Raw genomic sequence first — 12810 nt, 5'->3', positions numbered from 1 at the left:
CCTTTTTTACTTTTAGACTGGCAAAATTAGCGAACGATTTGAATCGCTCGGCCTCCTGCCAACTGACTAAAATATTGTTTAAGTGCTTCAACACAACGTTGAATTTTCATGGGTTGCTGGTCATGCTTGGCAACTTCTGCATACAAGGTAAAAGCTGGTAGCTTCCAATCGGGCATGAGTTCAATCAAAGAACCATTTTTTAATTCTTTCTGAGCATCCAAATATAAAATTCGTGCAATACCATGTCCTTGCTGACATAACGCTTTTGCAACTTGTAAATTATTGCTATGCAAACGACTTTGCATTTCAACATTAATTGTTTCACCCGTTTTTACATGTTGAAAATTGAAATGGCGTGATTCATTCATCACATTAATCGACAATAGTTCATGATCTCTTAAATCATTAGGATGTACAATTGGACTAGATTGATTTAGATAACTTGGAGAGGCTATTAAAATTTGATCGACGAAAGCCATCGGAATGACTGAACTACTTTCTTCTACTGGAGTAGAGCTCATTCGTATTGCGATATCAATTCGCTCTTCAATTAAGTCGATATAACGATGTCCAACCTCAAAATGGACAGATAAACCACGATGTGCTGACATCCAGTGAGATAATGCAGGAATGAGGTGCTGAACTGCTAAATCAGGAGTTGTTGCAATACGCAAATCCCCAATTAAGTCATCCCTCAACTCATTAATTCTGATTTTTCCCCTTTCAGCAGCTGCCAACATTTCTTGACAGCTTGAAAAAAAAGCCTGTCCGGCTTCTGTCAAACTGAGTTTACGAGTGGAGCGATGTAATAGAATTACATCCATTTCATGCTCAAGGGAGCGAATCTGTTGGCTCACCGCACTTGTTGTAATTCCTAATTCACGTGCCGCACCACTGAATGAACTTTTTTCAACCACACAAGCAAAAACACCCATCGCACGAAGCTGATCTAACATAGGTTTCCTCAAATCTAATTCTAAATTTATAAAAAAATGCTTATTGTTGTAATGAAAGCAACCAATTATATTATACGAGGAAACCTAAGTTTTATGCATTAGCTATTTTGGTAAAAGATTTATAGGATTAATTGGTTTTCCATCCAAACGTATCTGGAACTCAAGCATGACCTGAGAAGCCCCAGTAGAGCCCATCTCGGCAATTTTTTGTCCAGCAGTTACATTGTCACCGCTTTTCACCAACATCTTGCTATTGTGGGCATACGCACTGATATAACCGTCAATATGCTTAATTAAAACCAGATTGCCGTATTCTTTTAAGCCATCCGCTGCGTAGACAACTTGACCATCTGCTGCGGCATAAATAGGGTCACCCTGATTTCCACCATAACGGATTCCTTTGACATTATTTGCCAAATTGAAGCCTTGAATCACTGGCCCATTATTCGGTTTTATCCAACGTAAGCTAGAATTTGGTGCAACCGAAGTCACTGTCGTATTCGTCGATGGTGCAGTCGTTGTAGGCTGAGTTACCGGTGTCACAGGTTGTGTTGTTGGTAGAGCAATGGTTTGACGTTTGATTTGCTCTGGTTGCGCCATCACTTGCGTCGATACTGTTCTTGGTGAAGAACCTTTCTTCAAACGCAAAGACTGATTAACATAAATGCGATATGGTGGAGCAATATCATTCATTTCGGCAATACTGATATAGTCAAGGCCGTAACGCATTGCGATACCACTTAAAGTGTCACCTGAACGAACCGTGTAATAGTTAGGGGCCATTGCATAGCGAGAACTATTATTAATTTGTGGTTTAGAAGCACATCCAGCCATAACCGCAGTAAAGCCTACTGCTACAGACAGCATCATAATTTTCATTATTTTGTCTTTTTGGATATGCACTCTGCTTTGTTGCCCAATTAAATGCATTGATCTCCCTCACTAAATGCTACAAATCATTTCGGCTAAGAGTACCAAAAAAGTAAGAGGAAACACGTTCCTCTTTTTCTTTATTCACAAAGTTATAACATTCTAAGCAGATTATTGACTCAAACTGAGCTGTAAATCTTCTAAAACGGCGTAATTTGTTGCATCCATTTGAATAGGAGTAACACTTACATAACCATTGGCAACCGCAAAGAAATCAGATTGAATCTGACTCGAAACACGCTGCGGATCTGTAACCGCCTCACCTGCTAAGCCAATCCAGTAAACTTGACGGCCTCGTGGATCAACGTGACTCGTAATAGGCTTAGATTGAGCACGGCGTCCTTGATAAGTAATCTGTGCTCCTTTTAACTTCGGCACATCAGGAATATTGATATTAAAGATGTGTCGTGGTGGCAATGCTGGCAGTCCGCTTGCGATAAAATCATGTACCCATTTAGCAGCCTGAGCATAATCTTCTTTATCGTTATAGGCACGTACATCAGGACCCGCTAAAGACACAGCAATTGCCGGTTGTTTCATTAAACGACCTTCAAATGCAGCCCCGACTGTTCCCGAATATAAAACGTCATCACCTAAGTTTGCACCACTATTGATTCCGCTCACGACCAAGTCAAACTCAAAATCAAACAAACCATTCATGGACAAATAAACACAATCTGCTGGCGTACCATTCACTGCCCAGACATCTTCGGCAATTTGAATTGGGCGTAATGGTCGATCCAATGTTAACGCACTTGAGAAACCACTTCTTTCACTTTCTGGTGCAACCACAACCACACGTCCAAGTGGTCTTAATGCTTCAGCTAAAGCCTGTATACCTGGCGCAAAAACACCGTCATCATTCGCTATCAGAATATTCACTAAAATCTTTCTCTACAAATAAACCTAAAGGTTTTCACAATTGAATTATTTGTTGAATTATATATATTTATGCCTCCATAGCATTATAAAATTGTGAAAAAATGAAAACTTTCGCTCCTTTTTTTCAGGTATTGGGGATCAGTATCACATTGTGTACGCAAGCGGTTTTTGCAGATGAGGATATCTCAACACAAGAGGCTGATAGCTTAATTAAAGATGACATTGCCGCAACACAAGTTTTGCAGGAAATCTGCCCGGCTTTTGTAGGAGCAAATAAAAAACTTGAGTCAAATGCTCAAAAAATTACTGCAATGTATCTAAGTGGTTATTCAAATAAATCAATGACCCTAGCGACTCTACAAAACGATGCTGAATTTAAAACTTTATTAAATGAAGCACGTCTTGCGGCAAAACAAATGGACCATCATGAGCAACATGAGCTGTGTGAAGAGATCGTTAATTATAAGGAATAGATCTTAATCTTTTGTGATATAGAAATTTACTCGTTTTTGGTTTTCTGTTTGTCATTAAGCAGAAAACCAACATAACAATACATTTTTTCCATTTTTTTAAAATCTAAATTGGTTAAGCTAAACGGATATTTGAAAATTTTATTTTGGGTTATCAATGTTTATGAAGAAAAGCTTAGTTCAATCGCTCTCTTTGGTTTTACTTATGAGCATGGCAACAGTTGGTTTTGCTGCTGATAAGAAGAAAACAAATGAAAAGAAAACCGAAAATGAAAATGTTGTTGAAGTGACCCCACAACAAGGCACCACTCCTGAAGAATTAGCTGCAATCCAAGTGCTTTCTGAAATTTGCCCAGATCTTATTGGTAAAAAAGACACTGATTTTGCTCAAGGCTATGAACGTTTAGTGAAAGACTACTTACCAAATGAAGCTGATGCGGTTTCTGCATTAGAAAAACGTAGCAAAGACAAAGGCTTCAAAAAATACTTAAAAGAAGCACGTAACGATGCAAAAGCTGCAGGTGATGAACAAAACACATTAGTTTGCCAAGACGTGAAAGCATATCAATCGCAAAACTAAATTAGTAAAAAACTCTTGAGTTACAATACTGTTTGAAAAAGCCGACTTCTCCCGTAGAAGTCGGCTTTGCTTTATCCTAAAATGCTAGGCTCTTCTGCTTCATACAAGATATTGGAATTACCTAGAATGACTCGAAAAAGCGCTATTGCTGCACTACTCCTCTTACCAAGTTTTTCTTATGCAGCAACTGTCTTATCAGCTCCGCCAGAATTAAATAATAAGTCTTATGTATTAATGGATTATGAGACAGGACAAATTCTCGCTTCTAAAAATGAAAACGAAAAGCTTGCCCCTGCGTCTATGACAAAAATGATGACCAGCTACATCATTGAACAAAAATTATTAAAAGGTGAACTGACTGAAAATGAACAGGTTCGTATGAACGAGTCTGCATGGTGTAAAGGAAGTAGCTCTGAATCATGTATGTATGTTCCTTTAAATGGTACAGCGACTGTTCTAGAAATGCTCCGCGGTATTATTATCCAGTCAGGTAATGATGCATCAAAAGCAATGGCTGAACATATTGCCGGAAATGAGGGCACGTTTGCCCATATGATGAATCAGGAAGCAAAACGTATCGGCATGGTAAACACTCAGTTTATTAACTCAACCGGTATGCCTGCTGAAGGTCACTATTCAACTGCAAAAGATATGGCTGTCTTAGCACAACATATTATTAAAGACAGTTCAAAATACTACCCAATTTACTCTGAAAAAGAATTTACTTTTAATGGTATTAAACAAGGTAACCGTAACGCCTTGCTTTACACTGACCCAAGTGTAGATGGTTTAAAAACAGGTCATACAGATGAAGCGGGTTACTGCTTAACGACTTCAAGTAAGCGCGGTCCAATGCGTTTAATTTCAGTGATTTTTGGTACTCCAAGCATGTCTGAACGTGCTGACCAAACTCGTGCATTACTGGCTTGGGGTTTTGCTAACTTTGAAACTGCAAATGTTCAACCAGCAAATCAAGTTCTTGCAAAAGCAAAAGTTTGGTTTGGTAAAGAAGATGAAGTTCAAGTTGGTTTAGCTGAAAACTTTAGTGTAACTATGCCTAAAGGTAAAGCTGATGGCATTAAAACTCAGTTAGTGGTTCAACCTAACTTAAATGCACCCCTTCAAAAAGGTCAGGTTGTTGGTAAACTTGTTGCTAGCCTAGATGGCAAAGTAATTGCTGAAAAGCCATTAGTTGCATTAAAGCCAGTTGAAGAAGCAGGTTTCTTTGCTCGTTTAATCGACCATATCAAACAATTCTTCAGCAACTTATTCTAATTTTTGAATAGTTGAATTAAGCACTCATGCTATTTAGCCTGAGTGCTTTTTTATTTTATAATTCGACTAAATTTTATTTCGATACTACTCATGGCAAAGAACGTTCGTCCTTATCTTGAACACCACCCTCAAGTAGATTCAACCTGTTATATCGATGACATGGCGGTTGTGGTTGGTGAAGTTAGTTTAGCTGAAAATGTTTCTGTATGGCCTTTTGCAGTCATCCGTGGTGACGTAAATAGTATTCAAATTGGCAAAAATAGTAACGTGCAAGACCATTGTATGTTGCACGTTAGCCATAAAAATGACGCAAAACCTAATGGCTCACCACTTATTATTGGTGAAGATGTAACAGTTGGCCATCATGTGACCTTACACGGCTGCACCATCGGTAACCGTGTTTTAGTCGGAATCAATACCGTTATTTTAGATGATGTGGTGATTGAAGATGATGTGATGATTGGTGCGGGAAGTTTAGTTCCGCCACGCAAAGTCTTAAAAAGTGGTTATCTCTATGTAGGAAGTCCTGTACAACAAGTACGACCACTCACCGAAAAGGAACTCGCATTTCTTCCTTATTCAGCAAGACATTATGTAAAAGTGCAAAATAATCATAAAACTACACAAGCAACTCAAGATTAATTATCTATCTTGTTTGTGAGTAATAAAAACTCTGCTTTTTAAACGATATGGTTTTGTCTTATTGCTCATATCGTTTAGCAGATCACCGTAGCCAAAAACCCCTAAATTTCGTATTATACGTCTTTTAAATCATGGTGCTTTTTTATGGCCGCATGGACTCCTCATGTCACCGTTGCTACAGTCGTAGAAAAAGACGGACGCTATCTGTTTGTTGAAGAGCATAGCGAAGGTTTTGTACACACAGTATTTAACCAACCTGCCGGTCATGTGGAATGTGGTGAGTCATTAACAGAAGCTGCCATTCGAGAAACATTTGAAGAAACAGGTCATCATGTTGAAATTGATGCCTTGCTTGGTATTTATACGTATACCCCGCCAATGTTTCCCGATCGCACATATTATCGCTTTTGTTTTCTAGCACATGTGACTCAAGTTGAAAGTAATCCTCAACTTGATACAGATATTGTCGCTGCTGTGTGGATGACACCAGATGAACTTAAAGAATCTGCCCGTGCTCGTAGCCCTCTTGTGCTAAAAGCAGTTGAAGATGCCATGAAAGGCCACCATTATCCTCTATCGCTTATTTATGAGCACCCCTTCTCTCCCTCATTAACTTCTCATTTGGATGCCTAGTCCTATGCAACAACGTGTCATCGTCGGTATGTCTGGTGGTGTAGACTCTTCTGTTTCTGCAGCACTTTTACTTCAACAGGGTTATCAAGTTGAAGGTCTTTTCATGAAGAACTGGGAGGAAGACGACGGCACGGAATACTGTACAGCAATGGAAGACCTAGCCGATGCTCAAGCAGTAGCTGATAAAATTGGGATTAAGCTGCATACAGCAAACTTTGCTATGGAATATTGGGATCGCGTGTTTGAACTTTTCCTAGCTGAATATGCTGCTGGCCGTACGCCAAACCCAGATATTTTATGTAATAAAGAAATTAAATTCCGTGCATTTTTAGATCATGCCATGACTTTAGGTGCAGACTTTATCGCAACGGGTCATTACGCACGTCGTGGTCAAACTGCCTATAATTCGAAAGGCGAAGCATACGCACCATTATTACGTGGTGTAGATAACAATAAAGACCAAACTTATTTCTTACATGCGGTTCATGGTAGAGAGATTAATAAAACCTTATTCCCAGTAGGCGAAATCGAAAAACCTGAAGTTCGCAGAATTGCTGAAGAACTTGATCTTGCTACAGCCAAGAAAAAGGATTCAACAGGAATCTGTTTTATTGGGGAACGTCGTTTTAATGACTTCCTTAAACAATATTTGCCCGCTCAACCGGGGAAAATTGTACTTGATACAGGTAAAGAAGTTGGTGAACATCACGGTCTGATGTACTATACGCTCGGTCAACGTGGTGGAATTGGTTTAGGTGGTTTGAAAGGTGCAGCTGAAGGTGCATGGTTCGTACTACATAAAGATCTTGCCAATAATCGCCTCGTTGTTGGTCAAGGTCATGAACACCCACTCATGCAAAGCACGCAGCTTTGGAGTGAGTCAATTGACTGGGTAGCTGGTGAACAAAATATTCCAGTTGAAGGATTACGCTGTACAGCTAAAACGCGTTATCGCCAACCTGATCAGGCATGTACAATTTTTATTGATGAAAACACTGAACATGGTGTTCGCGTTGAGTTTGATGAACCTCAGCGCGCTGTTACACCGGGTCAAAGCGTTGTATTTTATTCAGATGAAGTTTGCTTAGGCGGGGGTGTCATTCACCATACAAATGCCCCTACACCAAATTTTATTTAAGGGAATGAATGACATGGTGGAGTTACCATTTCAACAATCACAAGCCTTGAATGTTCGCCAAAACCGTGCCCTTGCCTTGGCTGGGGTATTTCAGGCTACCCAGCTCACACACATGACAGCTTTAACGGGTCAGCAGAGTATTGGTGAAAGTGGTAACTTCTATTTTGAGCTGTTAATCAAAGCGAGTTTAAATATTCGCCCTACAGCCAACAATGGTGTCCAAACCTTAGATTTTTTTAATCAGTTGGCTGATATTTCTTTAGGACTTAAAACACTCGAAAATTGTATTACTCAACCTTTTACAAATATGCCTAAATCTCGCCTTCCCAAAATGGGCACGGCCAAACTTCCAATGTCCTACGCGATGTCGCTTTTACAGCTAGAAAAAAAGGTTTATAGCAATCCGGAATACGTCGCAATCATTGAAAAAGCTCAGCAGAAAATTTTAAAACAGTTGTCTTTTTTTGATAATAACTATTTACACCCAAGCATTTTAGCCAATTTGGCACAAACTTATGTTGATACTGCTGGACAGATTAATCCACGTATTCTAGTTCGTGGTAATGCAGAAGCATTTAAAGATACCAACCATACTAACCGCATCCGTGCTTGTTTGTTTACTGGCTTGCAAATGGCCCATTTATGGCGACAACTCGGCGGTAGTTCATGGAACATGATTTTTAGCAAACGTAAATTGCTACAGGATATTCAAGCACTTGCTCGTTTACAGTACCAAGTCGTTTAAGACTATAAACGAGATTTTTTTAGTTTTATGTTTATTCCAACATTAAGGAATCGTTATGAACGCTTTAACCGCACTATCACCATTAGATGGACGTTATGCCAGCAAATGTGATGCGCTACGCCCTTTTCTTTCTGAGTTTGGTTTAATCCATGCTCGTGTCACTGTAGAAGTGCGTTGGTTACAAGCACTTTCTAATCGTCCAGAAATTGTTGAAGTTGCCCCTTTCTCAAATGAAACAAATGCAGCTTTAGATGCCATTGTTAGCAACTTCTCTGAAGAAGATGCAAACCGCATTAAAGAAATTGAACGTACGACTAACCATGACGTTAAAGCAGTTGAGTACTTCTTAAAAGAGAAGATCGCAGGTATTACTGAATTACAAAATGCAGGTGAGTTCATTCACTTTGCATGTACTTCAGAAGACATCAACAACTTGTCTCACGCGCTTATGCTTAAAAACGGTCGTGAAGTTTTAGTATCAAGCATGAAGCAAATCCTTAATGCGATCTCTGCTTTGGCAACGACTCACGCTGAACAACCAATGTTGTCTCGTACACACGGTCAAACTGCTAGCCCAACAACTTTGGGTAAAGAAATGGCGAACGTGGCATACCGTTTAGCTCGTCAAATCAAACAATTTGAAAACGTTGAGTTACTTGGCAAAATCAATGGTGCTGTAGGTAACTACAATGCTCACCTTTCTGCTTATCCAGATGTGGATTGGGCTGCTCATGCACAAGCTTTTGTTGAATCTTTAGGTTTAGCATTCAACCCTTATACGACTCAAATCGAACCACATGACTACATGGCAGAGTTGTTTGATGCGTTACGTCGTTTCAATACGATTTTAATCGACTTTAACCGTGACGTATGGGGTTACATCTCTCTAGGTTACTTCAAACAAAAATTGAAAGAAGGCGAAGTTGGTTCATCAACAATGCCACACAAAGTTAACCCAATTGACTTTGAAAACTCTGAAGGTAACTTAGGTATTGCAAATGCAGTATTGGCTCACTTAGGTGAAAAATTACCAATTTCACGCTGGCAGCGCGACTTAACTGACTCAACTGTATTACGTAATATGGGTGTTGGTTTTGCGCAAAGCTTGATTGCTTTCGATGCGTGCTTAAAAGGTGTTGGTAAACTTGAGTTAAATGCAAACCGTTTAAATGAAGATTTAGACCAAGCTCAAGAAGTTTTAGCTGAACCAATTCAAACTGTAATGCGTCGCTACAACATTGAAAAACCATACGAAAAGTTAAAAGCATTAACTCGTGGTCAGGCAATGACTCGTGACATGATGGTTAATTTCGTAAATGGTGATGAACTTTCTCAAGTACCAAGCGAAGAACGGGCACGTTTAGCTGAACTTACGCCTGCAACTTACACAGGTAATGCAGCTGAACAAGCAAAACAAATTAACGATTTAATTAGCAAAATCTAATTAAAAAGTTTACAAAAAGCGGAGCTTAGGCTTCGCTTTTTTATTACACTGATATAAATCACAATAAAGTCTTTATAAAATGATCGAAAAACAATTCAAACTTAAACACTATATTGCTCTTGGCCTGCTTTTGATTGCGATTGTCATCTCAGCGATTCAGCCTCTTGAATTTGAAGCCTATTTACTTCACCAAGTGGGCACTGTGTTTATGCTGATTTTGCTCTTTGTTATTTTTAAGAAGATTGGACTCGATTTTTTAAGTTTTACTTTCTATCTGCTGTTTTTATTAATTCATATTATCGGTGCACACTATTTATATTCATATGTCCCTTACAATGACTGGATTGAACAAGCATTCAATTTTAATTTAGATCAATACATGGGTTGGTCCCGTAATATGTATGATCGTTTGGTTCATCTTGCCTATGGTATTTTTCTCTATCCCCTTACTTATCGTGTGTTTCAAGTGTGGTTACCATCAGTAAAGCCATTCAGTCTATTTTTGCTAGTGGTTCAATTTGTAATGGCATCAAGTGTTTTATATGAACTGATTGAATGGGCGATTGCTATTGGCTTATCTCCAGAAGAAGCCGAGAATTATAATGGACAACAAGGAGACATGTGGGATGCTCATAAAGATATGTTGTTAGCAACGATTGGCGCAATGATCTATGGAATTCCAGCACTCATGATTCCATCTAAAACAAATAACTCATAAATAAAAAGCGCCCAATGGGCGCTTTTTTAAGACTATTTTAAACAACAGGATAGGTTTGTTCTAAAAGGCTTTGTAAAACTGAAGAAGTCGTATCAGGTAAAACATGCTCAAGATTAAGTGTCGTATTGCTAGCGTTCGTAGTTATATCACTCTGATCATTTACTTGAGTAGGCTTTAATGCGGCTGAAGACAAAAGTGTTTCAATTGGGTCTGGTTCACTAGACGTAGAGCTTTTTAACAAATCATCTACTGGCACAGATTTCTGCTGCTGACTATCCGTTTCATTTATTGTGCTTTGTACTAACTTTAATGTATTTAACCCAACACTATCAGCAACAGATACAGTTTCTGTATGAGCAGTATCAACAGCTACATCACTTAAACTAGCAGCCTTTGGAGCGACCACATAAAACGTAAATGGTGAACTCACTTCACTTGTAAGGCCTGCTGCATCTGTCTGAGTTAAAGTAATGGTATGTTTACCAATTGCTAAATCTTTATCGAGCGTAAAGCTCCATGATCGACCACTACTTACATTTACAATCCCGATAGCAACACCATTATCATAAATGGTTAAAGTTGCATTTGCCTCACCAGAGCCTGTGAGCTTTGGTCTTGCATCGTCAGTTTCTGAACCAGCAGTAATAGCACCCTTTAGAGCACCGACATCATCATCCACACTGTTTAAAACAGGTTTTGCAGGTGGTGTAGTATCCTTAGTACCAATAATATCAAGAACCTCAGATTTATTTCCTGCACTATCAATAGCCGAAACTGAAGCATGTTTGTTATCAGTTAAAGCAGGCGAAATCGTAATTGTAAATTTTCCGTCTGCATCTGCACTTCCCGTACCAATGACCTTACCTGTTGTATCTTTAATTTCAACTTTTGCATTTGCTTCGGTTGTACCTGTTACCGTTGTGCCATCAGCATTGATTTGAGCAACGGGTTTATCAGGTGCAATAGAGTCATAACTTGGAGAAATTTCTAAGGGCTTTGATGTATTACCTGCTGCATCTTCAACAACAACTGTTGCCTTTTGTGACTCTTTTAATGCTGGAGAAAGCGTAATTTGAAATTCACCTTGAGCGTTTGCGGTACCACTTCCGATCACTTTACCATCAGCATCTTTTATCTGAACTTTTGCATTAGGCTCAGTTTTTCCTTCAACCGTAGTACCTTCTTTATTGACTTCAACTGAAGGAACATCTGGAGCGAAAGTATCCTTTCCGGCGATAATTTTAGCCGGCTCAGATTTATTGCCTGCAGCATCTTCAGCTATAACTTTTCCACCCGCGTCACTCGTCAATGGAGGAGTAAGCTTTAAAGAAAAAATACCATCTTTATTTGCAGTTACAGTACCTAATACCTTACCACTAGCATCATAAACAGTAATTTTTACGTTTGCTTCGGCTTTACCTGTTACCAATGAGCCATCATCACTCAGCTGAGTTTGGGGAGCATCGGGAGCAATCGTGTCTTTACTACCAGTCAAAACGCCTGCTTTAGATATATTGCCAGCGGCATCCTCAGCAAAAACATTTAATTTATTTCCATTTGCTAAAGGCTTGTCTAACTTGATAGTAAAATTTCCACTTGCATCTGCCACACCCGATGCGATCGTATTTCCAGCAACATCTTTAATATAAATTTTTGCATTTGCTTCTGCTTTACCATTAACCGTAACAGTATCATCGGCCACAGTAGCAGTTGGTGCAGCTGGAGCTAAAATATCTACAGGTCCTGAAGAGTCATCTTTGTCATCGTTATCAAAAGCCCAAAGATATAAACCTTCAGCGGCTAAAACTGCTAAACCTGCTTTTAGCACGTTACCCATCGAAAAAGTTGGTGAATGATCAACAGCCATTGATGCGGCTGGTTGACTGGTACTGCTATAAGCTAAATCCGTAACATGGTTTAAACCTGTATAGTCGATTACTTTACCTTGAGCATCAAATTGTGCTTCAACAAATTTTCCATGTTCAGTCGGAAGAACAACCGAATGTTCTGTTGTATTCGTTGCTTCATTAAAGAAATTTTCTAAAACAAGAGTTTCTCCATTTTTTAAATGGATGACTAAATTTCCACCTTGTTTTTCCACCGATGCTATATCTTTTTGACTTACACCAATTTGAATAATAGAAGGCTTACTTAACACTATCTTATTGAGCTGACCATCTTGCAGAACGTCCAAACCCTCTTTGGATGCTACAATTATTCTTGTCATTATTTCCTGTCCTAAATTTCAGTTATATTTTTAAATGTCTAACTTTTTAAATATTTCATTTAAAAGCTATTTTATTGCTGTTTAAAATATCAAAGTCAGGTGTTTATCACAATTCAAAAATTATATTTATCAATAATTATTTTTTACTTTCTATTAAAAATCTAAGCGTA

General features: G+C 38.8%; 13 protein-coding genes. 9 read left to right on the top strand and 4 right to left on the bottom strand.

Annotated elements, in window-relative coordinates; translation table 11 throughout:
* Positions 1 to 26 precede the first annotated feature (26 nt).
* From HUN22_RS03875 to surE, 3 genes are all read right to left on the bottom strand, one after another.
* A complete protein-coding gene (locus HUN22_RS03875) occupies positions 27 to 956 on the bottom strand; it encodes a LysR family transcriptional regulator (RefSeq protein ID WP_174726581.1) in 930 nt (309 codons plus the stop codon).
* 102 nt (positions 957 to 1058) lie between these two features.
* Positions 1059 to 1886 (bottom strand): peptidoglycan DD-metalloendopeptidase family protein, encoded by an 828-nt coding sequence (locus HUN22_RS03870; RefSeq protein ID WP_174726580.1) that lies wholly within the window; start codon positions 1884 to 1886, stop codon positions 1059 to 1061.
* Between the two features lie 111 nt (positions 1887 to 1997).
* Positions 1998 to 2768 (bottom strand): 5'/3'-nucleotidase SurE, encoded by a 771-nt coding sequence (surE, locus tag HUN22_RS03865; RefSeq protein WP_174726579.1) that lies wholly within the window; start codon positions 2766 to 2768, stop codon positions 1998 to 2000.
* A 101-nt stretch (positions 2769 to 2869) separates the two neighbouring features.
* On the opposite strand from surE, the gene HUN22_RS03860 reads away from it, so the two are divergent.
* The 9 genes from HUN22_RS03860 to HUN22_RS03820 all read left to right on the top strand — a co-directional run bounded on the left by HUN22_RS03860 (position 2870) and on the right by HUN22_RS03820 (position 10413).
* Positions 2870 to 3241 (top strand): MCR_0457 family protein, encoded by a 372-nt coding sequence (locus tag HUN22_RS03860; RefSeq protein ID WP_151747845.1) that lies wholly within the window; start codon positions 2870 to 2872, stop codon positions 3239 to 3241.
* Between the two features lie 154 nt (positions 3242 to 3395).
* Positions 3396 to 3818 carry an MCR_0457 family protein gene (locus HUN22_RS03855; RefSeq protein ID WP_174726578.1) on the top strand — a complete coding sequence of 141 codons (423 nt, stop codon included), beginning with the start codon at positions 3396 to 3398 and terminating at the stop codon, positions 3816 to 3818.
* Between the two features lie 126 nt (positions 3819 to 3944).
* Entirely contained in the window at positions 3945 to 5093 is a 1149-nt protein-coding gene (gene dacC / locus HUN22_RS03850) for a D-alanyl-D-alanine carboxypeptidase PBP5/6 (RefSeq protein WP_130173467.1), read from the top strand.
* A gap of 90 nt (positions 5094 to 5183) precedes the next feature.
* A complete protein-coding gene (locus HUN22_RS03845; RefSeq protein ID WP_174726577.1) occupies positions 5184 to 5735 on the top strand; it encodes a gamma carbonic anhydrase family protein in 552 nt (183 codons plus the stop codon).
* A 144-nt stretch (positions 5736 to 5879) separates the two neighbouring features.
* Positions 5880 to 6368, top strand: a complete 489-nt coding sequence (locus HUN22_RS03840; RefSeq protein WP_174726576.1) for an NUDIX hydrolase — start codon at positions 5880 to 5882, stop codon at positions 6366 to 6368.
* Positions 6369 to 6372: 4 nt separating this feature from the next.
* Positions 6373 to 7506 carry a tRNA 2-thiouridine(34) synthase MnmA gene (gene mnmA / locus HUN22_RS03835; RefSeq protein WP_174726575.1) on the top strand — a complete coding sequence of 378 codons (1134 nt, stop codon included), beginning with the start codon at positions 6373 to 6375 and terminating at the stop codon, positions 7504 to 7506.
* A gap of 13 nt (positions 7507 to 7519) precedes the next feature.
* Positions 7520 to 8251, top strand: a complete 732-nt coding sequence (gene hflD, locus HUN22_RS03830; RefSeq protein ID WP_217484372.1) for a high frequency lysogenization protein HflD — start codon at positions 7520 to 7522, stop codon at positions 8249 to 8251.
* 55 nt (positions 8252 to 8306) lie between these two features.
* Entirely contained in the window at positions 8307 to 9695 is a 1389-nt protein-coding gene (purB, locus tag HUN22_RS03825) for an adenylosuccinate lyase (RefSeq protein ID WP_174726574.1), read from the top strand.
* Between the two features lie 79 nt (positions 9696 to 9774).
* Positions 9775 to 10413: a DUF2238 domain-containing protein gene (locus HUN22_RS03820; RefSeq protein ID WP_174726573.1), complete on the top strand. Its 639-nt coding sequence runs from the start codon at positions 9775 to 9777 to the stop codon at positions 10411 to 10413.
* A 37-nt stretch (positions 10414 to 10450) separates the two neighbouring features.
* Here HUN22_RS03820 and blp2 read toward each other — a convergent pair whose 3' ends face one another.
* Entirely contained in the window at positions 10451 to 12640 is a 2190-nt protein-coding gene (gene blp2 / locus HUN22_RS03815; protein ID WP_174726572.1) for an Ig-like repeat protein Blp2, read from the bottom strand.
* Positions 12641 to 12810: the final 170 nt, after the last annotated feature.

This window comes from Acinetobacter lactucae (assembly GCF_013344765.1).
Lineage (GTDB): Bacteria > Pseudomonadota > Gammaproteobacteria > Pseudomonadales > Moraxellaceae > Acinetobacter > Acinetobacter lactucae_A.
This window is presented reverse-complemented; position numbering and strand designations above follow the sequence as displayed.